This window comes from Streptomyces sp. NBC_01244, assembly GCF_035987325.1.
Taxonomy (GTDB): Bacteria; Actinomycetota; Actinomycetes; order Streptomycetales; family Streptomycetaceae; genus Streptomyces.
In genome coordinates this window covers 4149937-4169724 of the sequence record NZ_CP108488.1, presented here as the reverse complement: position 1 = coordinate 4169724, position 19788 = coordinate 4149937, and the positions used below count along the sequence as shown (strand labels likewise).

Below are 19788 nucleotides of genomic sequence, written 5' to 3'. Positions count from 1 at the left end.
GGGCCGGCCCCCGGACCCCCGCTCCTCAAACGCCGGAGGGGCTGTATTTGCCTCCGGCGGCGCCTCAAACGCCGGCGGGGCTGGAGATGGCCGGCGTCGGCCTGCACTTGAGTGCCGGGGCTGGGAAATCCAGCCCCTCCGGCGTTTGAGGGGCGGGGTCTGGGGCGGAGCCCCAGGGGGTCCGGGCGCAGCCCGGCATCCCCCTCCCAGCCCGTCCGGCGCTTGAGGCGCGGGGTTGCGGGCGGAGCCCCAGGGGGGTCTGGGCGCAGCCCGGCATCCCCTCCTCAGCCCGTCCGGCGCTTGAGGACCGGGCTCGGGGCAGCGCCCGGGGAACGGAGGAAGGGCGGGTCGGGGACGGCCCCGCAGGGGCGGCCAGGCGGCCAGGCGGCCAGGCGGCCACGCGGCTACGCGGCCAGTCGGCGACGCGGCGACGCGGCTACGCGGCCAGGCGGTGGAGGCCCTCCGTGATCTCGTCCGCCGTGTGCGTCGTGAACGACAGCCGCAGGGTCCGGGGGTCCGGGGACCGGGCGTAGAAGGGGGCCCCGGGGACGAAGGCGACCCCTCGGGAGGTCGCCGCGCGGAGCAGGGCCGTCGCGTCGTGACCCTCGGGGAGGCGGGCCCAGACGAACATGCCGCCCTCCGGGCGGTTCCACGTGGAGCCCGCCGGGAGCGCGGCGGCCAGGCCCGACAGGAGCGCGTCGCGCCGTACTCGGTAGGCGCTCCGGACCCGGGCCACGTGCGCGTCCAGGTCCGCCGTCCGCAGGTACTCCGCCGCCGCCAGCTGGTCCACCGTCGAGGTGTGCAGGTCCGCCGCCTGCTTCGCGAGCACCGCCCCGCGCAGCAGCGCGGCCGGGGCGCGCAGCCAGCCGAGCCGGAGCCCGGGGGCCATCACCTTCGAGAAGCTGCCGAGCAGCGCGGTGCGGTCCTCGGCCCCCGGGTGCGCGGCCAGCCAGGGGACGCTGTGGCCCTCGTAGCGCAGGTCCCCGTACGGGTCGTCCTCCAGCAGCCACAGTCCGAGCCGGGCCGCGAGCGATGCGATCTCCGCGCGGCGGGCGGCGGGCAGGGTGCGGCCGGTCGGGTTCTGGAAGGTGGGGATCGTGTAGAGGAGTTTGGGGCGTTCGCGGGCCACGATCTCGGCCAGCGCGTCCGGGAGGATGCCCTCGTCGTCGCACGGCACGGGGATGACGCGGGCGCCGGCGAGCGCGAATCCCTGGAGGGCGGCCAGGTAGGTGGGGTTCTCGACGAGCACCGCGTCGCCGGGCTCGATCAGCGCGGTCGTGATCAGGCCGAGCCCCTGCTGCGATCCGGTGGTGATCAGCAGGTCGTCCCCGGTGGTCGCCAGTCCCCGCCGGTCGATCCGGGCCGCCACGGCCGCGCGCAGTTCCGGGGCGCCCTCGGTGGTCGAGTACTGGAGGGCGCGGCGGGCGGACCGCGCGAAGGCGGAGTCGTACGCGGCCCGCAGGCCCTCGGTGTCGAAGAGTTCGGGCGCGGGCAGGCCGCCGGCGAAGGAGATCATGCCGGGCTGCGCGGTGACGGCGAGGATCTCGCGCACGGCGGAGGGGGCGGTCGTACGGATCCGGGCGGCGAAGGGCGGCGGCGGAGCGGGGGCGAGCACGCCGCCGGACGCGGCTGCGGCTGCGGCTGCGGGTGTGGAGGCGGGCGCTGGAGCGGGCACGAGGGCGGGCACGGGAGCTCCTTCGGGAGGCGGGTGCGCGCATCGTAGCGGCGGGAAGGTGTAGACGGCACCTATGTATCGGATGCTGAACGTCCCACTGAACGCCCCCCAGGGGCTCCCCATCTGACGTCGCATCAGCTAGACCGTCTCCCATGACAGCAGACGAGCGGAACACCCGGGCCGACGACTACGCCGAGCTCGCCTCGGTCGGCCCCTACGGAGTCCACCCCGGCCACGCGCTGATCACCATGGTCGAACCGCACCCGGGCCACGAGTTCGCGTACAACCGCTGGTACGAGGACGACCACTACTACGCCGGCGCCATGGCCATGCCCTGGATGTACGCCGGCCGCCGCTGGGTCGCCACCCGCGACCTCCAGGAGCTGCGCTACCCGGAGAAGTCGGCCGTCGCCCAGCCCGTGACCGCCGGGTGCTACATCTCGACGTACTGGGTCACCGAGGGCCGCTACGACGAGCACATGAAGTGGACCGTCGGCATCAACAAGCGCCTCAACCGCGACGGCCGCGTCTACCAGGACCGCACCCACGTCTTCACGGCGTTCCAGGACCACGAGGCCACCGTCTACCGGGACGGCGCCGTCGGCCCCCGGGACTTCCACGCCCTCGACCACCCGTACGGCGGGCTCGTCGTCCAGGTCATCGACGCGGAGGGCCCGGAGCGGCGGGCCGAGCTGCTGGAGTGGCTGCGCTCGCGCGCCCTGCCGAAGCGGCTGGCCGGTTCACCGGCCGCGATGGTCACGGTCTTCCGGCCGACGCCGCTGCCCGGGGACCGGATGACGTACGTGAAGCAGGTCGAGGGGGTCGACACCCGGCTGACCCTGCTGTGGTTCCTGGAAGCCGACCCGCGCAGCTGCTGGGACCGGTTCCAGGGGCTGGACGCGGAGGTCGCGGAGTCGGGGCTGGGGCGGGTCGAGCTGGTGGCGCCCTTCATCCCGACGGTGCCGGGGACGGACCGCTACGTCGATCGGCTGAGGTAGTCCGGGAGGTCCTTCCGGACATGGCCGAGCCCCCTCGGCAGGCGACGGCGGGCCGGTCGAGAGGGCTCCAGTCAGTGGTGCAGGTGGTGCAGGTGCTGCTGGTAGTGCGTGTGGTGCTGGTCGTGCAGGTGCTGCTGGTTGTGCTTGCCGTACGGGTCTTGATGGTCGTACGGGTCGTGCGGTGGAGCGGGTGGAGCTGGTGGCGCTTGTCGTGTGACGGAGGACGGGGAGGGTCGCCTGGACGTTCAGGCGAGGCGCCCCAGGCGGCCCTCGGTCACCTCGGCGACGAACGAGGTCCAGGAGCCGGGCGCGAAGGTGAGGGACGGGCCGTCCTGCACCTTCGAGTCACGGACCGCGATGGCCTCCATGACGGGGGACTTGACCTCGACGCAGGCGCCGTTGGCGGAGTACGAGGACTTGGTCCAGTTTTCCGTTGCACCTTGACGAATAGCCATGTTTCTCTCCGGTTCAGCGAGTGGTTCCGGTGTCATGTCGGCCATTGCTCCGGCTGACGTGATCGACGCTACCCGCAGCTCCCGGTGCGTGAAGGAGGCGTTCACCCGACCGAGTGGCATATTCCATTCAGGTCTTCTGTGGCCGGGGAGTGACGGTGTACCGTACCGGCCTTTTCGTCGGACCTCATTTCCCCTTGCCCGCGAAGTCCTCGATGATCTGCGCGATGAACTGCCTCGTCTGGTCCACATTGTGGGCCTGTGCGCGCAGATGTTCGTACATCACGCTGTATTTCTGGACGTCGTTGGCCTTCTCGAGGTACAGGTCGCTCGTCACGCCTTCGATGTAGACCACCGTCGAGTCCGAGGCGTCCGGGAATTCCAGAATGGCGTACTGGCCGTTGACGCCCGGGTGGGCTCCCACCGAGAAGGGCATCACCTGGACGGTGACGTGCGGCTTCTCCGACTGCTCTATCAGGAACTCCAGCTGCCGGATCATGAGCTGCGCATCGCCCACGTGCCGCCGCAGGGCGGCCTCGTCGATGACCGCCCACAGGCGCAGCGGCCCGATCTCGGGATTGCTGTTCTCGGTCTCGGAGAGCCGCTTCTGGCGGTGCATCCGGACCTGCACGCGCTTCTCCACGTCGACGGGAGCCGTCTCCGGCCACGCGCCGCGGACCAGCGACTGGGCGTACTCCGGGGTCTGGAGCAGGCCCGGGATCACCAGGGGTTCGTAGGTGCGCAGGCTGGCGGCGTCCGTCTCGAGGCCGATGTAGACGCTGTACGGGATGTCGCCGAAGGCGTGCCACCAGCCCTGCTGGCGGGAATCCTTGGCCATTTGCATGAGGGAGTCGACGAGTCGCCTGTCCTCGACCTCGTAGACGTCGCACAGATCGCGGACGTCGCGCTGACTGATGGAACGGCGGCCGTTCTCCAGCCGGCTGATCTTCGACTGGGAGACGAGCAGGCGTTCCGCGACCTGCTCGGCCGTCATGCCTTTGTCCTCGCGCAGCTTGCGCAACTCCATGCCCAGTCGGCGGCGTCGGACGGTGGGATTGACATTGGACGCCACGTGAACGGCACCTCCGCCTTCTTCTGTTGCCGTTGTTGCTGTCTCTTTTGCTGTCTCTCTGCGTGTCTGCTGGTGAGCAGACTGCCACCGAAGCGTGTGGCCTCGCTGGGGAACGGGCGGGAAAAGCAAACGCGCGGAGCGACGGGACCGGCGTACCGGCCACGTCGCCCCGCGCGCAGGCGGTTGCGATTACTGCTGTCGTGCGTGCCCTACGTGCCCTACGTGTCCTGCCGGTGGATCAGTGCGCGGCCGCGCGGGCCATCGCACCGGTCCGGCGCGGCTGCAGCGGAACGGCTGCCGCCGTTGCCCGGGCGGGCTGGGCCGGTGCCCGGTCGCGGCGCGGCTGTTGGGCCACGCCGTTCTGGACGTCCATGACGGCGTGAGCCACCAGTCCGCCCATCGGGTCGTGCCGGATCAGGTCCCGGAGCCGGGACCTGGACGACCGCCCCTCGTTGCCGGGGTACAGGTGCTTGCCGAGTCCGACCGCGTGGGCCAGTGCGGCAAGCGCCGCGGTCCGCGGGTCCGGCGGTACACCGGTGCGGATCGCACTGTCCAGCCGGCCTCGGATCTCCCGGCTGATCGCTGTGTCGGTCGCTTGGTAGCGAGTCGTCGGCAGCACCCCGCACATCTGGCCCGCGACGGCATGAACCATGCCGCAACGCTCCAGGTGAGCGAGGTAAATCTGACGGAGCCCCAGTCGGGGTCCGCCGATCCAGTGGACAGCCCGAACCGGGCTGCCGCGCCTGCGCAGCAGTTCCAGTGCGGAGTCCAGAGTCGGATCTCCTGTCGGCCGTGGCATCACCACGGCGATACGATCCCCATCAGGGGCTATCCGTCCTGCCAGAGCCAGCTCCACTAGCTGTGCCCCGGCCAGGCCGAGGTCGAGCGACTGCGGCTGCGCCGTGGTACCCGTGGCCGGGTCCAAGGCGAGCAGCAAAAGCTCCTCCGGAATCGTTCTGCGGCTCTTGCCCATCCATGCCTCCCCGCGTGGATGAGTGACAGGGTGACGCCTCTCACATTCATCTGTCGAGAGTGCCTGGCCGCTTTGTGGGGGAACCGTCAGCTATGTCGTTCTCGTCTAGCACGGGGGCGATGCCCCCTAGACGGGACACTGTTAGACATTCGGACAGCCGGACGTGAAGGCGATCGAGGAGGAACTGGTGGCGGGCGAGTCCCCCGACAAGTCGGTTGATGAAGGAACGTCGGGGACGGCGGAGTCGTCCGAGGGGCGTGATCCGAGGGCGTCGCTGTTCCGTCCGAGGGACTCGGAGGACGGGCCCGCGGATCCGCTGCGCGACGCGGATCCGCTGCGCGACGCCGTGGCCGCGTGGGTGGCCACGTCGGAGCCCTCGCCCTCCGGGGACGAGCCCTCCGACGCGCCGGGCGCTCCGGCCGCTCCGGGCGCGGAGACCGAGGTCTTCGAGGCCCTGCCCGCGGCTGCGGTTCCGGCTGCGGCGGGTTCGGCTTCGGAATCCTCTTCGGGGTCCGAGTCCGAGGGTGACGAGTCCGCTGCCGGCGGGTCGGTCGAGAGCGAGCGCACGGCGGTGTTCCGCACCGTGGCGCCCCCGTCAGCAGATTCCGCTTCTGTGCGTACGGGTTCCTCGGGTACCTCGGATGCTCGGGTCGCAGCCGCGTCCGCCGACCGTGGGAGCGCGGCCGAGTCCCGTACCGCGACACCTCCGGCAGCCGCCGACCGGCCCACGCCTTCTGGTTCCGCTTCCACGTCCGATCCCTCGGCCGCGCCTGTGGGTTCCGCTTCGGGTGAGCCCGCGGATGCCGCTGGTCGGGCCGGGAGCGACCGTACGACCTCGTTCCGTACGGCAACACCTCCGGCCGGTACGGGCCGCCTGTCCGCTGATTCCGCTTCTGGCACCGACCGGGCGCGCGGCGCCTCGGGTGAGCCCGCGACGGGCGCCGGCCAGGTCGACAGCGAGCGCACCGCGGTGTTCCGTACGGTCACTCCGCCGTCGGCCGTCACCGATCGCCCGTCGGATTCCGCTTCAACGCGGGCCGACGACCCCGCACCCTCCAACGAGCCCGCCGACAGCGAGCGCACGGCAGTCTTCCGCACCACGAGCGCCCCCACCTCGGACGCCCCGGCCTCCTCCGGCAGGTCGTCCTCGGGCACGTCGGCGTCGTCCCCGGGCACGTCCGCCCCGGGTGCGTCGGCCTCCGGTACCTCCACCCCGGGTGCGTCGGCCTCCAGCGCTTCCGCCTCGGGCCTGTCCGCCTCGCGTGGGTCGGCCTCGGGCATGTCCGCCTCGGGTGCGTCGGCCTCCGGTACCTCCACCCCGGGTGCGTCGGCCTCCAGCGCTTCCGGCTCGGGCCCGTCCGCCTCGCGTGGGTCGGCCTCGGGCATGTCCGCCCCGGGGGCCTCGGCCTCCGGCACGTCCGACTCCGGCGCTCCGGCCCCGGGCCCGTCGGCTCCGGGTGCTTCGGCCTCCGGTACCTCCGCCCCGGGCTCGTCGGCCTCCAGCGCTTCCGCCTCGGGCCTGTCCGCCTCGCGTGGGTCGGCCTCCGGCGTGTCCGCCTCGGGGGCCTCGGCCTCCGGTACGTCCGACTCCGGCGCTCCGGCCTCGGGCACGTCCGCCCCGGGTACCTCCGCCTCGGGCGGGTCGGGCTCCAGCACTTCCGCCTCGGGCCCGTCCGCTTCGCGTGGTTCGGCCTTCGGTGCTTCGGCCTCGGGGGCTTCGGCCTCCGGTACCTCCGCCTCGGGTGCCTTGGCCTCGGGCACGTCCGCCTCGGGTGCTTCGGGCTCCGGCACGTCCGCCTCTGGTGCTCCGGCTTCTGGTGCTTCGGCTCCGGGTCAGGGCCCGGCCACACCGGCCTCGGGCACCCGAGCCCCTTCGGCCGCTCCGGCGGCCTCGGGTAGCCCTGCGTCTTCGGCCCCCCGGGCCTCCGCGAGCGCCCCGGCTACTTCGCCTGCCTCGGCCGCTCCGGGAACCCCGGGAGCCTCAGACAGCCTGGCGGCTCCGGCCCGCAGGGCCTCCGCGAGCGTTCCGGGCAACCAGACGACCCCGGGAACCCAGGACTCCGCGAGTGCCCCGGGCAACCAGGGCGGCCGGACGGCTCCGGGTGGCCAGGTGCCGCCCGGTACCCCGGCGGCTCCGGGCGCCTCGGGCCATCAGGCCGCGCCGGGAACTCGGGCGCCCTCGGCCGCCCCGGGCAACCAGACGCCCCCGGGCAGCCAGGTGCCGCACGGTGCTTCGGGCGCGCCGGCCGCGCCGGGAACTCGGGCCCCCTCGGGCGGGCAGGCGCCGCCTCCGCGTGCGCCGGTCGGGTCCGGTGATCCGCGTGCCCGCGGCGGCTCCGGAGGCGGTGAGCCGGTCGACAGCGAGCGGACCGCCGTGTTCCGGGCGGTCAAGCCCGGCTCCGGCTCCGGCTCCGCTTCGGGCGGGCAGGCGGAGGACAGCGAGCGGACGGCTGTGTTCCGGGCGGTCAAGCCCCCGGCTCCGGCCGCCCCGGCCACCCCGGCCACTCCGGCCGGTGGGGAGGCCTCCGACAGCGAGCGGACCGCCGTGTTCCGGGCCATCAAGCCCGACACCGCCACCCCGGGCGCGAGCGGCCCCGGCACGGCCCGGCAGGGCAACGGCGCCGCCCAGCCGACGCCCCCGCGCGCCGTCGGAGGGGAGCGGGCGAGCACCTTCGTACCGCTGCGGAGCGACGACGTAGCCGCACGACCCGCCCCGGGCGCGCCCCCCGCCCCCGGGACTCCGAGGGCCGCGGCCGGCGCGGCGCAGGCGCAGGCACAGGCACAGGCGCCGGGCCGGACTCCGGTGCCCGCCGGGGTGCGGACCCCGGTGACGTACGAGTCCCCGGAGCGGACCACGCAGCAGCCGCTGCCGCCCAAGCCGCCGCTCGACATGCTGGCGGACCTCACCAACAACCCGCCCCCGCCGCCGAGTGCGGCCCGCACCGCCGTACGCCGGTTCAAGATCTACGCGCCGATCCTCGTGCTCCTCGCGGTGATCCTCGGAGTCGTCCAGCTCGTGCGCCCGCTGCCCACGCCGACGCTGAAGGTGACCGCGAACACCTCGTACACCTTCGAGGGCAGCGCCCCGAACCTGCCGTGGCCGAAGGAGGGCCAGGCGGCCATGGCCGCGGCCGGCCTCGGCCCCGTCGGCAGCTTCGGCGAGCAGAAGCCCGTGGCGATCGGCAGCGTCGCCAAGGCCATGACCGCCTACGTCATCCTCAAGGACTTCCCCATGAAGAAGGGGGAGAAGGGCCAGATGATCCCCGTCGACAGGACGGCGGTCGAGGACGGCAAGAAGGAGACCGAGGGCGAGTCCACGGTCAACAACCTGAAGGAGGGCGACAAGATCTCCCAGGACGACGCCCTCAACGCGATCATGATCCCGTCCGCCAACAACGTCGCGCGCCTGCTCGCGCGCTGGGACGGCGGGCAGGAGGCGTTCGTCAAGAAGATGAACGACACCGCCAAGGAACTCGGCATGACCAACACCACGTACACGGACCCCTCGGGTCTGGACGCGACCACGGTCAGCACCGCCGAGGACCAGGTCAAGCTCGGCCTCAAGATCGTCGAGATGCCGGAGCTGATCGCGATCACCAAGAAGCCGTACTGGATCGACCCCTCGGGCAAGAAGTGGCGGAACTACAACGACCTGGTTCCGTACAACGGCTCGCTCGGCATCAAGACCGGCTCCACCACCAAGGCCGGCGGAAACCTGCTCTTCGCCGCCCACAAGGAGGTCGGCAAGACCGACCAGCTGATCGTCGGAGCCGTCCTCGGCCAGCACGGCGTGCCGATCCTCGGCACCGCGATCGAGGCGAGCAAGGACATCATGATCGCCACGCAGAAGATGCTGAAGGCCGCGCCCGTCGTCAAGAAGGGCGCTGTCGTCGGCTACGTGGACGACGGACTCGGCACCCGGGTCCCGGTCGTGGCCACCGCCGACGTCGACGCGGTCGGCTGGCCGACCCTCACCATCTCCACCAAGCTGGCAGACGCCGCCGGCAAGCTCCCGCAGACCGCCAAGGCGGGCTCGGAGATCGGCGTGCTGACCGTCGGCGAGGGCGCCAGCCAGGTGAAGGTGCCGGTGGCGCTGCAGAGCGATCTCGTCGCCCCCGGCATCGGCAAGAAGCTGACGCGCGTCGGCTGAGGCGCGGGCCGGGGCGCCGGCCGACCGCCGGACCGCCGACGCGTCGGCCGACGCCGCGCACGAGCGCGGAGCGGGTCCGGCGCCCGGGGCAACCCGGAGGCGCCGGACCGCGTCTACGAACCGAGGGACGCACCCGAGGTGACCGGAGTGGGGAGTACGTCGGCGTGACCACCGCTGAGCGGCAGGAGCAAGGCCGGGAGCAGAGCCGGGACCGTGGCCAGGGCCAGGGCCCGGTCCGGGACGAGGCTCCGACCCGAGCGCCCGGAGTCCCCGGAGCCCCGGGGACGCAGGCCGGCGGCCCCGGGCCGGTCCGTCGTGCCCTCGGCTGGGCCCGCCGGCACCCCGTGGCCGTGGCCACCGCGCTGGCCGGGCTGCTGCACCTGATCTGGTTCTTCGCCGTGGCCAACAGCGGCGGCGACCTGGCCGCGCAGGACGCCTGGGCGGAGTTCGTGGGCCGCCATCCCGACTCGGCGTACAACCTCGCCTGGTACGGCGGCATGCACCCGGTCTCGTACAGCGTGGTCTCGCCGTACGTGATGCACGTGCTCGGCGTCCGCACCACGATGATGATCGCCGGAACGATCTCGGCCGGGCTGCTCGCGATGATCCTGACCCGCTGCCGCGGCGCCGTCCGCGAGCCCCTGTGGCCCGCCCTGGCCGGGGTGTACGGGCTCCTGTGCAACGCCCTGTCCGGCCGCGTCACCTTCGGCCTCGGCGTGATGTTCGCCCTCGGGGCCGTCGCCGCCGTCTTCTGCTGGCCCCGCAAATGGGCCGAGCGGCGCTGGGCGAAGGCCGCCGTGGCGGCTCCGCTCGCGGCGATCGCCACCGCCTCCAGCCCGGTCGCCGGACTGTTCCTAGGGGTGATCGCGGCCGCGCTGTTCCTGAACGGCCGGCGCCCGGGCGCGTACGCCCTCGGCCTGGCCCCTGCCGCGGTGGTCGGACTGTCGTCCTGGCTGTTCCCCTTCTCGGGGACCCAGCCGATGAAGCTGATCTCGGCGGCGCTGCCGTTCGCGTGCGCGCTGGCCGCGCTGTTCCTCGTACCGAAGAGCTGGAAAACGGTCCGGACCGCGTCCGCGATCTACGCCCTCGGGGTGGCGCTGACCTGGGCGATCGACTCCCAGGTCGGTTCGAACGTGACCCGGCTGGCAATGCTGTTCGGCGCAGTGGTGCTGCTCGCGGCCCTCCCGTACGAGGCCCCGCGCACGCGCCGCTGGTACGGGCTGCTCCTCGCCCTCACCGGGGTGACCGCCTGGATCACCGTCAACAGCGTCACCGACATCGTCCGCACCACCCCGCTGGCCTCCTGGAGCCGGGAGCTCGCCCCGCTGGTGGACCAGCTCCAGAAGGCGGGCGCCGACCGGGGCCGCGTCGAGGTGGTCCCGGCCAGCAGCCACCGGGAGTCCTCCGCCTTCCCCGCGTACGTCAACCTCGCGCGCGGCTGGAACCGGCAGGCCGATCTGGAGCGCAACCCGGTCTTCTACGACGACACCCTGACCCCCGACAGCTACCGCGAATGGCTGGACCGCTGGGCCGTGCACTACGTGGTGCTGCCCGCCGACAAACCCGATGAGGGCGGGCGGGACGAGGCGAAGCTGGTGCGCGAGGGTGTCCCGTACCTCCAGCAGGTGTGGGGCGACGCGAACTGGCAGCTCTTCAAGGTCACGGACCCGACGAACCTGGTCGCCGGCCCCGCGACGGTGGTGCGGGCCGGCGCCGACCAGCTGGTCATCGACGTGAAGCAGCCCGGCCGGGTGATGGTGCGCATCCCGCATTCCCCGTGGCTGGGCCTGGTGGACGGTGCGGGCAAGCCGGTGGAGCCGCCGCAGGAGACGGAGGCCTCCAAGGCCGCGGGGAAGGCGACGCCGAAGGGCACGGTCGCCGAGCCCAAGGTCTACGCGAACACGGCCGGATGCCTGTTCAAGGCGGCCTCGGACGGTAGCGGGGACGAGTGGACGGAGCTGCTGGCCCCGGCGCCGGGGGAGTACCGGATCGCGGCGAAGTACCAGCTCCCGCGGGGCACCCCGTGTCCCGACGAGCTGCTCTACGAGGTACTGGGGCCACCGGAGCGCCCGGCTCCGCCGCGTCCTTGACCGTCCCCTGACCCTCTCTGACCATCCCGGCCCGACCTTGATCGACCATTCTTTACGTCCGGTCCGGGTGCGTTGGGCCCTTTATATGCATACGATCCCAGTAGTCCGATTGGGTGCCCCGAGTCTTTTTAGGGAGTGACGACGGGATGAGCAAAGAGCAGAAGCAGGACTTCCAGACGGCTGTCGCGAAGGCCGCGGAAGCGACCAACCTGCCCCGCACCGTGCAACACGCGCACGGCTTCTCCGGTCCGGTCCGGAGCAAGATCAAGGGCGGAGCGCACACGAAGGCGGAACTCAAGCGGGCCGGGACCCCGCAGGGCGACCGCATCGGCGAGCGCAGCAGAGGCCTCAGCTGAGGACGGGGCCGAAGTCCGAGCCCTGATGTCGTGACGTGGTGATGTGGCCCTTCCGGCTCCGGCCGGAAGGGCTTTCGTCTGCCCTGCCCTGCCCCTTAACCGCTTCGCGGGGAGGTCTCCGGCCGGCTGTTACGTCTCCGGCGGATGACCCGGACACGACCCTCGTAACGTCGTGGTCGTCGCCACCGCAGGTGACGCCGACCCGAGGGAAACACTCATGCGCGCCACTGTCCGTACCGCCGCCGTCGCGGCGCTCGCCACCCTCACCGCGTGCGGCACCGGCAGTGGTGCCGGGCTGCCGCCGGACCCCAAGGTGGGCAGCACGGCGGCCCCCGCTCCCGCGGGCGAGGCCGCGCCCGCCCTCCCGGGGTCGAAGCCGACCGGCATGAAGATCGACGCGGCGGGCGTGGACGCGAAGAAGATGGTCGACCTCACGGTGGACCCGGCCACGGGCGAGCTCGGCGTGCCGAACGCGGACACCGACGCGGACAACCCGGGCTGGTGGACCCAGGGGGTGACCCCGGGCGAGAAGGGGGCGGCCGTCCTCGTCGCGCACTTCGACACGAAGTACGGGCCCGCGGTGATGAAGAACGTCAAGAAGATCAAGCTCGGCGACCTGATCGAGGTGCCGCGCGAGGACGGGAAGACGGCCAGGTTCAAGATCCGCGAGATCGAGGACGTGGCCAAGAAGGACTTCCCGACCGACAAGGTCTACGGGGAGACCAACCGCCCCGAACTGCGCCTGCTGACCTGCGGCGGCGAGATCAAGAACGGCCACCGCACGAACAACGTGATCCTCTACGCCGACCTGACGGCCTGATCCCCCCGGAGCCCCCGCCACAAGGCCATCGCAAACGGCCCCGGACGAGGAGTCCGGGGCCGAACGGGGCGCTGCCCTGGGGAGAAACCCCAGGGCAGCGGCTTACATGCTGTGCCCTCGGCAGGATTCGAACCTGCGACACCCGCTTTAGGAGAGCGGTGCTCTATCCCCTGAGCTACGAAGGCGGGCCTTGCGTGAAACGTGGCTGAATACTCTGCGTGAGAATCCGGCTCGCCTCGGCAAGGTCCTGGGCTGCCACAAGGGCAGCCCAGGGACAGGGTAGCGGATCAGTGGGGGGCTCCGCGGCTCAGTTCTTGGGGGAGGAGGTGAGGCCTTCCGAGGTCGCGCTGGTGGCGTTCCGGGTGAGGAGGAGGCGGGGCGAAGGAGGTGGTCGTCACCGGGGCGGGTCGGCCTGGAGGGAGGCGTTGACCAACGCGTCGACGTGGGCCTCGACGGTGTCGACCAGCTCCCGTGCGGCGCGTTCGGCCGGGGTCAGCAGCAGGCCGAGTTCGGTGCAGGCGAGGACCACGCCGTCGACGCCGTCGGCACACAGCCGGGCCCGCACGTCGCGGAACGCCGCTGAGCCCGAGGCGCTGACGGTGCCCAGGCACAGCTCCTCGTAGATGAGGCGGTCGATCAGTGCCTGGTCCCCGGGGGCGGGCAGTACCGGTTCGATGCCCCGGGCGGTCAGAGCGCGCGCGAACTGGCCGCCCTCGGCGGTGAAGCGGGTCCCCAGCACCGCGGCGCGGGTGATGCCGCGGTCGCCGGCGGCCTCCGCCGCCACCTCCACGATGTCGATCAGCGGCAGGCTGCCGGCGGCCCGTACGGCGTCGGCCACCCGGTGCATGGTGTTGCAGGCGATCGCCAGCAGGTCCGCGCCCGCCGCCTCCAGCCGTCGTGCTCCGAGGGCGAGCAGCTCTCCCGCTCCCTGCCAGTCCTCGGCCAACTGCCGCTGTTCCACTTCGGCATAGTCCTGGGACCAGACCACGATGCGCGCGGAGTGCGAACCGCCGAGTCGGCCGGCGACCGCCTCGTTGATCGCCCGGTAGTAGGTGATCGTGGAGGGCCAGCTCATGCCGCCGAGCAGGCCGATGACTGCGGGCTCCCGCCGGGATTCGACAGGCGTCATACGGCAGCTCCCCTGAGCCGGGCGAACGCGCCGGGTTCGATCGAGGAGAAGCCGCGGTCGTCACCGCACGGCATCGCGTGCCGTCGCAGTTGGTCACGCAGGTCCTCGATGACCGGCGAGGTGTGGCCCGACAGCTGCCCGGTGCGCAGCTCGAACAGGGCGACCGGGCCGTCGGGCCGCACCGTGGCACCGCTGTCGGTCAGCGTGATGATCGCGAGGGCCTCTCCTTCGGGCGGGGCGGCCGGCGGGGCGGCCGGCGGGGCGGCCGGCGGGGCGGCGGGCCCGTCGGCGTCGGGGGCGAGCAAGAGCACCCGGGTGCGGTGGGAGCCGTCCGGCAGGCTGACGGTCAGTCCGGCCAAGGCGTCGGGGCACTCCTGCCACTGGACCCGGCACCCCTTCCAGCCGAGCTCGGTGCGCCAGGCGCGCAGCACCTCCAGGACGGCGTCATGAGCCTGCCGGTCGGCGACGGGGCTCAGGTCGAGCTGCCGCTTCACCCGGGCGGGAACTCCGCCCGCCAGCACGCCGGCGGGAATCGGGGCGGTGACGACCGAGCCGGCCGCCACCACGGTGCCGTCCCCGATGTGGGCGCCGGGCAGCAGGGTGACGTGGTAGCCGAGCCAGACGTCGCGTCCGATGTGGACCGGGGCGTAGGCGGGTTGGGTGCCGTTGAGGGGGCCGTGCCCGAAGTGGTAGCCGTGCGTCCAGACGGCCAGGTAGGACCCGGTGCCGACGCCGTCGCCGACCGTGATCTCGTGGTTCGCGTTCAGGATGGTGTGCTGGCCGATCGTCACCCGGTTGCCGATCTCGACCCGGGCGGTGGAGGTCGTCGTCCCGCCGTAGCCGACGCGTGCGCCGTCGCCGAAGTAGAACAGCCGTCCGGCGACGAAGTCACGGCACAGCACCTGCGCGTCAGGGCCGATGCGCGCGGCAGCGCCGACCACGAAGCGCTCGGCGACCAGCACCCGAACCCGCGGGCCGACCTCCGAGCCGGCGCCGACGTGCAGTGTCGCGGCACGCAGATCGGCGCCGTCACCGATGGTCGTCCGGTCGCCCAGCACCACTTCGTCGCCCACGATGGTGGCGCCGGCGCCGATCCTGACGCCTTCGCCGACGGTCAGCCGGCGTGCATGGATGCGGACTCCAGGGCCTGCCGTGCAGGAGTCCGGGAGGCTCGCGAGCGGGACGACCGGGATGAGCGGGGTCAGCGGCAGGGTGTCGGGCGGGGGAGTGGGGCTCATCTCAGATCCAGCTTTCAGGGAGGTCCAGGAACACGCGCCGGGCGGCGAGGCGGGCGACTTCGGGGTCGCGGTCGACGAGGCCCGCGCGCGCTGCGGTCACCGTGGCCTCGTCGGGCCTGGCGAGGTCGCGCAGGTAGGACCAGCCGTCGGTGAACTCGCGGGCGAACTTCTCGTCGGGCCAGCGCGGCCCGTGGTCGCCGAGGAGCGGATTGACGGTCAGCGGGCGTCCGGGCAGCGGGCTGGTGAGCCGTCCGGGCACCGGGTCGGTGAGCTTCCCGGGCACCGCCGGCGAGCCGGTCGTGCGGCAGGCGAAGGCCAGTGCCGCCACCTCGCGCAACTCCTCGGCGCTCTGCGGGGACGCCGTCCTCCCGTCGAGCGCGGCGGTGGTGAGCGCGGCGTCGTCGTAACAGAGGTCCGGGTCCACGGTGGCGGTGTAGCCGTCGGTGGGCAGCGGCAGCCCTGCGGAGAAGTTGTCGTAGGAGGCGTTGTGGACGTGCCCCAGCAGCACCGGTCCGGTGCCGCCGATCCGCAGCAGCTCGTCCAGGACGTGCCCCTTGTCGCGGAAGTAGTGGAAGCTGTCGTGGCTCAGGGCGACCTGGGCCGCGCCGTCGGCGAGCGGGAAGGAACCCTCGGCGTCGAAGCAGACCAGGTGGGCCCGGGGAGCGACGAAGACCCGGGCGAGCCATAGATGGGAGAACACCAGGTCGGAGCCGATCGCGGGCCCCGAGCGCTCCAGCCAGGTGCGCAGGAAGTGGCCCGCCCCGCAACCGACTTCGAAGAGGGTGCCACCGGCCGGAGCGTGCTCCTCCAGCAGGGCGAGCCCGCTCAGATAGGTCGGCTGGCACCAGCGGTGCAGGAAGTAGGGGGCGAGGCCGCCGTAGCCGAGCGCGGCCATCGCCTCGGCGGCGGTCCCCGCGCCGTCGACCAGCGCGCGCACCGCCGCGGGGTCGGCCGGCGGGATGGTGTCGTCCTTGCGGTCGCACAGCAGCATGGCCAGCGCGCCGGGCAGGTCGCCGGCGCGGATGGCGGCGACCGCTGCGGCGCGCAGGGAGTCCCGTCCCAGGCGCAGGTAGGGGATGCCCTCCAGGCAGGGCCAGAGCGACTCGCCGTCGGTGAGGACGTAAGGCTCCGCCCAGTGCAGCTCGCCGCCTGTGCTGGGGCTGCGCAGCAACGCGCGGAAGGAGTCGGCCAGTTGTGCAGGTGCGGCAGGTGCGGCAGGTGCCGCAGGTGCCGCAGGTTCGGCAGGTCGGCGGGTCATGCGCTCATCTCCAGCACGGGCGCGGGTGCGGAGGCGGGCACGGTGTAGTCGCGTCCGCCGAGCAGTGCGGAGCCCACCCGCAGGTGGGTCGCTCCGGCGGCGACGGCCGCCTCCAGATCGCCGCTCATGCCGGCGGAGATCACGGTGGCCTGCGGATGGTCGGTTCTCAGCCGCTCCGAGAGCTCTCTCAGTCGTACGAATGAGGCGTGCGCCGACCGGCCCAGCGGGGCCACCGCCATGACTCCTGCCAGTTCCAGGCCGGGAGCCGTTGCCAACACCTCGGCCAGCTCCGGGAGTTCACCGGCCGGCACTCCGCCGCGGCGCGGATCCGCGTCGAGGCTGATCTGGATCAGGCAGGGGACCGTCCGCCCGGCGGCCAGCGCCGCCCGTGAGAGCGCAGCCACCAGCGCCGGACGGTCGACGGAGTGCACGAGGTCGGCATACCGGGCGACCGACGCGGCCTTGTTGCGCTGGAGCGTGCCGACGAAGTGCCAGTGCGGCGGCTCGGCGAGGTCGGCGCAGTCCGCTGCCTTGGCCGCCGCTTCGCGGTCCTGGTTCTCGCCCACGTGACGGACCCCGAGCCCGTGCAGCAGGCGGACGTCCGAAGCGGGCCAGGTCTTGGTGACGGCCACCACGGTGATGTCGCGCGGATCGCGGGCGCAGTCGGCCGCTGCGGCCTCGACCCGCGCGGTGACGGCCCGCAGGTTGGCGGCCAGCTCGGCTTGGCGAGCGTCGGGCTGACTGCCCGGGGAACGGTCGGCCGTTGTCGTCACGAACTCGCTTCTTCCGTAGGGAGGATGGATGCGATGGATGCGATGGATGAGAAGGGTGCAGTGGATGCGGGAGGGCTGCCGCTGCGCAGGGCGGCCAGTCGGCCGAGCGCCTCGTCGAGTACCGCCCGCTGTTTGCAGAAGGCGAACCGGACGTAGGGCCGGCCGGCGGCCGGATCCGCGTAGAACACCTGGTTGGGGACGGCCGCCACCCCGCAGCGGGCGGGCAGCGAGCGGCAGAAGGCCAGGCCGTCGACTTCCCCGAGCGGGCGGATGTCGGCCGTCACGAAGTACGTGCCCTGCGGGACGTGGACGGCGAAGCCGATGTCCCGCAGTCCGGCGACGAACCGGTCGCGGCGCTCCCGCAACGAGTCGCGCAGGGCCGTGATCCGGACGGGCGGCAGCCTCAGGGCCTCGGCCACGGCGTGCTGGAAGGGGGTGCCGGAGCTGAACGACAGGTACTGCTTGACCGCGGTGACCGCCTCGACCAGGTCGGCTGGGCCGGTGGCCCAGCCGACCTTCCACCCGGTGAAGGAGAAGGTCTTGCCGGCCGAGCCGATGGTCAGGGTCCGCTCGGCCATGCCCGGCAGCGTCGCGATGGGCAGGTGCGGACCCTCGTAGACCAGGTGCTCGTAGACCTCGTCGGCGATGACGAGCAGGTCGTGGGCACGGGCCGTCTCGGCGATCTGACGCAGGGACTCCGGCGGCAGAACGGTCCCGGTCGGATTGTGCGGCGTGTTGAGGAGCAGCACCTTCGTCCGGGGAGTCACGGCCGCCCGCAGTGCGGCCGGATCGAACGCGAACGCGGGCGGGGTGAGCCGTACGGGCACCAGGGTGGCCCCGGCCAGCTCCACGCAGGCGGCGTAGGAGTCGTAGTACGGCTCCAGGACGATCACCTCGTCGCCCGGCCCGACCAGGGCGAGCAGCGCCGCCGCCAGTGCCTCGGACGCGCCGGTGGTCACCACCACCTCGCGTGCGGGGTCCCACTCGATTCCGTACCAGCCGCGCTGGTGCGCGGCGATGGCCTCGCGCAGCGCGGGGAGCCCGGGCACCGGCGGGTACTGGTGGTGCCCGGCGCGCAGGGCGGCCACGGCGGAGTCGACGACGACGGCCGGTCCCGGTGTGTCGGGGAAGCCCTGGCCGAGGTTGATCGCGCCGTGCAGGCCGGCGAGTTGCGACATCTGCGTGAAGACGGTGGGGCCGGCGTCGCGCAGCCGGACCCGGGCCCGGCGGGGGCCGCCGGTCATGGGGCCGGCCGTCACGGGTCCGGCCGTCACGGGGAGGTCCGGTGTTGGTGGGCGGTGGCCGGAGCGGTGGTGCTCATCGCGGGTCCGCCGAGCCGTTCGGGGCGGCGGCCAGCCAGGAGGCTCCGCCCGCCCTGCGGTACACGATGTGGTCGGCCCAGGGCTGGTCCGCCCACACGCCGTGGTTGTCCAGCACCAGCAGGGGGTGCTCGCGCGGCTCGGCCAGCAGCCCCGGGTAGGGCTCGGAGCGGAACTGCGGGTGGTCGGGTACGACCAGCACGGTGGTGGCCTCCCGAAAGGCCCGCGCCAGGTCGGTGGTGGCGGTGCCGGGGCCCAGCAGCCGGTCGATCTCCTCGGCGCTGTAGAGCGGATCGTGCACGCTCACCGGGGCTCCCAGCCTGCGCAGTTCCTCGGTGATCCGCACGGTGGGGCTGAGCGTGGACACCTTGATCCCGCCCTTGTACGCGAGCCCCAGCACCAGGACGGGGCCGCGGGCCGCGACCGCCTCGGCGACCAGGCTGCGCATCCGCATGTCCGTCTCGACCGCGTCGCTGAGCAGCGTCAGCTGTCCCGCGTCGGTGGCGCCCTTGAGCAGGTACCGGCTGGAGAGCGGGATGCAGTAGCCGCCGGTGCCGAAGCTCGGGTGGAACGTGCCGATGTTCCACTTGGTGCCGGCCAGCCGCAGCACCTCAACCATGTCCACGTGCGGATACGCGAGGCTGAGCTGGTTGGCGAGCGTGATCTCCACATGGCGGTAGGCGTTCTCGACGCACTTGACGAGTTCGCCCTCGACGTGGCTCGGCGCCCGGTGCAGCGTGTCGCACATCAGGGAGAGGACGTCCTGGGCGGCGTCGGCCGAGCGCGCTCCGACGCCGCAGTAGATCCGGTCGAGGTCCCGCAGTCCGTAGCCCTCGACCAGGAACCAGTCGCGGCGCGGTGCGAGGGCGACCAGCAGATCCCGGTCGGGCACCAGACCGGCCGTGGTGATGATCGGGAGCAGCAGGTCCTCGACGGTGCCGGGCGTCAGCGTGGACTCGATGACCACCAGCGGCGCCCGTCCGGACTGCCGGGCCGCGGTCGCGGCGACGATCGCTGCGACGACCTCCACCAGGATGTCGGTCAGCGGCTGCGCCTCGCGTTCGGTGGGAACCGCGATGAAGTGCACCCCGACGTCGTCCTTCAGCGCCCGGGTCAGCTCCGTGGTCACCTGGGGCACCGGCCCGGTCTGCTCCGCGACGGACCTACGGCGCTCCGCGACCTGCCGGGCGTCGACGTCGTAGCCCACGACCGAGACGCCTTCGGCGCGCAGTGCCTCGACGGTGGACCAGCCGATGTGGCCCAGCCCCCAGACGCAGGCCGTCGTGCGCAGGGCCAGCAGGTCCTCGCGGTGGGTCGGGGCGAGGTCGGCGGGGACGGTGCCGGGGCCGCCCCGGGTCGGCAGCTCCTCGATGGTCAGCATGGTCATAGCGGTGACTCCCTTGGTGTGAAGGGTCGGGCACTCGGAGCCGGGCACTCATGGCCGGGCACTCGGGGTCGGAACTCAGAGTCGGAACTCAGAGTCGG

16 protein-coding genes and 1 tRNA gene are annotated in these 19788 nt (G+C 72.7%); 5 read left to right on the top strand and 12 right to left on the bottom strand.

The genetic code is table 11. The annotated features are described in order from the left end of the window. Positions 1-436 precede the first annotated feature (436 nt). Complete coding sequence (locus OG247_RS18525; protein WP_327257528.1) at positions 437-1615, bottom strand: aminotransferase-like domain-containing protein; 1179 nt, start codon at positions 1613-1615, stop codon at positions 437-439. A 212-nt stretch (positions 1616-1827) separates the two neighbouring features. On the opposite strand from OG247_RS18525, the gene OG247_RS18520 reads away from it, so the two are divergent. Next, the gene (locus tag OG247_RS18520) at positions 1828-2673 is read left to right on the top strand and encodes a hypothetical protein (protein WP_327253295.1); all 846 of its coding nucleotides are present in this window, start codon (positions 1828-1830) and stop codon (positions 2671-2673) included. Between the two features lie 245 nt (positions 2674-2918). Here OG247_RS18520 and OG247_RS18515 read toward each other — a convergent pair whose 3' ends face one another. The 4 genes from OG247_RS18515 to OG247_RS18500 form a co-directional block, all read right to left on the bottom strand. Beyond that, positions 2919-3128 carry a DUF397 domain-containing protein gene (locus OG247_RS18515; protein ID WP_243341874.1) on the bottom strand — a complete coding sequence of 70 codons (210 nt, stop codon included), beginning with the start codon at positions 3126-3128 and terminating at the stop codon, positions 2919-2921. 184 nt (positions 3129-3312) lie between these two features. Next, positions 3313-4197 (bottom strand): helix-turn-helix domain-containing protein, encoded by an 885-nt coding sequence (locus tag OG247_RS18510; RefSeq protein WP_327253294.1) that lies wholly within the window; start codon positions 4195-4197, stop codon positions 3313-3315. Between the two features lie 238 nt (positions 4198-4435). After that, positions 4436-5170, bottom strand: coding sequence for a GOLPH3/VPS74 family protein (locus tag OG247_RS18505; RefSeq protein ID WP_327253293.1), 735 nt, complete (start codon positions 5168-5170; stop codon positions 4436-4438). A gap of 141 nt (positions 5171-5311) precedes the next feature. Further along, positions 5312-6961 (bottom strand): hypothetical protein, encoded by a 1650-nt coding sequence (locus tag OG247_RS18500; RefSeq protein ID WP_327253292.1) that lies wholly within the window; start codon positions 6959-6961, stop codon positions 5312-5314. A gap of 583 nt (positions 6962-7544) precedes the next feature. Here OG247_RS18500 and OG247_RS18495 point away from each other — a divergent pair. The 4 genes from OG247_RS18495 to OG247_RS18480 all read left to right on the top strand — a co-directional run bounded on the left by OG247_RS18495 (position 7545) and on the right by OG247_RS18480 (position 12586). Beyond that, on the top strand, positions 7545-9320 hold the full coding sequence (locus tag OG247_RS18495) for a D-alanyl-D-alanine carboxypeptidase family protein (RefSeq protein ID WP_327253291.1): 1776 nt from the start codon (positions 7545-7547) through the stop codon (positions 9318-9320). Positions 9321-9484: 164 nt separating this feature from the next. After that, a complete protein-coding gene (locus OG247_RS18490; protein ID WP_327253290.1) occupies positions 9485-11410 on the top strand; it encodes an MFS transporter in 1926 nt (641 codons plus the stop codon). Between the two features lie 146 nt (positions 11411-11556). After that, positions 11557-11766, top strand: a complete 210-nt coding sequence (locus OG247_RS18485; protein WP_327253289.1) for a hypothetical protein — start codon at positions 11557-11559, stop codon at positions 11764-11766. Between the two features lie 217 nt (positions 11767-11983). Beyond that, the gene (locus OG247_RS18480; RefSeq protein WP_327253288.1) at positions 11984-12586 is read left to right on the top strand and encodes a sortase domain-containing protein; all 603 of its coding nucleotides are present in this window, start codon (positions 11984-11986) and stop codon (positions 12584-12586) included. 112 nt (positions 12587-12698) lie between these two features. Here OG247_RS18480 and OG247_RS18475 read toward each other — a convergent pair. The 7 genes from OG247_RS18475 to OG247_RS18445 all read right to left on the bottom strand — a co-directional run bounded on the left by OG247_RS18475 (position 12699) and on the right by OG247_RS18445 (position 19690). Next, positions 12699-12771: transfer RNA gene (locus tag OG247_RS18475), tRNA-Arg, on the bottom strand. Between the two features lie 209 nt (positions 12772-12980). Further along, positions 12981-13715, bottom strand: coding sequence for an aspartate/glutamate racemase family protein (locus OG247_RS18470; protein WP_327253287.1), 735 nt, complete (start codon positions 13713-13715; stop codon positions 12981-12983). Then, positions 13712-14953 (bottom strand): DapH/DapD/GlmU-related protein, encoded by a 1242-nt coding sequence (locus OG247_RS18465; RefSeq protein WP_327253286.1) that lies wholly within the window; start codon positions 14951-14953, stop codon positions 13712-13714. The genes OG247_RS18470 and OG247_RS18465 overlap by 4 nt, the downstream gene beginning before the upstream one ends. 1 nt (position 14954) lies before the next feature. After that, positions 14955-16211 (bottom strand): class I SAM-dependent methyltransferase, encoded by a 1257-nt coding sequence (locus tag OG247_RS18460; RefSeq protein WP_327253285.1) that lies wholly within the window; start codon positions 16209-16211, stop codon positions 14955-14957. Next, positions 16208-16984, bottom strand: coding sequence for a YggS family pyridoxal phosphate-dependent enzyme (locus OG247_RS18455; protein WP_327253284.1), 777 nt, complete (start codon positions 16982-16984; stop codon positions 16208-16210). The genes OG247_RS18460 and OG247_RS18455 overlap by 4 nt, the downstream gene beginning before the upstream one ends. Next, positions 16981-18228 carry a pyridoxal phosphate-dependent aminotransferase gene (locus tag OG247_RS18450; protein ID WP_327257527.1) on the bottom strand — a complete coding sequence of 416 codons (1248 nt, stop codon included), beginning with the start codon at positions 18226-18228 and terminating at the stop codon, positions 16981-16983. The genes OG247_RS18455 and OG247_RS18450 overlap by 4 nt, the downstream gene beginning before the upstream one ends. A gap of 73 nt (positions 18229-18301) precedes the next feature. Continuing rightward, on the bottom strand, positions 18302-19690 hold the full coding sequence (locus OG247_RS18445) for a UDP binding domain-containing protein (protein ID WP_327253283.1): 1389 nt from the start codon (positions 19688-19690) through the stop codon (positions 18302-18304). Positions 19691-19788 lie beyond the last annotated feature (98 nt).

Bases quoted from the DNA above. Each gene is read 5' to 3' on its own strand.
- OG247_RS18520 (WP_327253295.1), top strand. From the start codon at position 1,828: ATGACAGCAGACGAGCGGAACACCCGGGCCGACGACTACGCCGAGCTC.
- OG247_RS18515 (WP_243341874.1), bottom strand. From the start codon at position 3,128: ATGGCTATTCGTCAAGGTGCAACGGAAAACTGGACCAAGTCCTCGTAC.
- OG247_RS18505 (WP_327253293.1), bottom strand. From the start codon at position 5,170: ATGGGCAAGAGCCGCAGAACGATTCCGGAGGAGCTTTTGCTGCTCGCC.
- OG247_RS18485 (WP_327253289.1), top strand. From the start codon at position 11,557: ATGAGCAAAGAGCAGAAGCAGGACTTCCAGACGGCTGTCGCGAAGGCC.
- OG247_RS18480 (WP_327253288.1), top strand. From the start codon at position 11,984: ATGCGCGCCACTGTCCGTACCGCCGCCGTCGCGGCGCTCGCCACCCTC.
- OG247_RS18470 (WP_327253287.1), bottom strand. From the start codon at position 13,715: ATGACGCCTGTCGAATCCCGGCGGGAGCCCGCAGTCATCGGCCTGCTC.
- OG247_RS18465 (WP_327253286.1), bottom strand. From the start codon at position 14,953: ATGAGCCCCACTCCCCCGCCCGACACCCTGCCGCTGACCCCGCTCATC.
- OG247_RS18460 (WP_327253285.1), bottom strand. From the start codon at position 16,211: ATGACCCGCCGACCTGCCGAACCTGCGGCACCTGCGGCACCTGCCGCA.
- OG247_RS18450 (WP_327257527.1), bottom strand. From the start codon at position 18,228: ATGACCGGCGGCCCCCGCCGGGCCCGGGTCCGGCTGCGCGACGCCGGC.
- OG247_RS18445 (WP_327253283.1), bottom strand. From the start codon at position 19,690: ATGACCATGCTGACCATCGAGGAGCTGCCGACCCGGGGCGGCCCCGGC.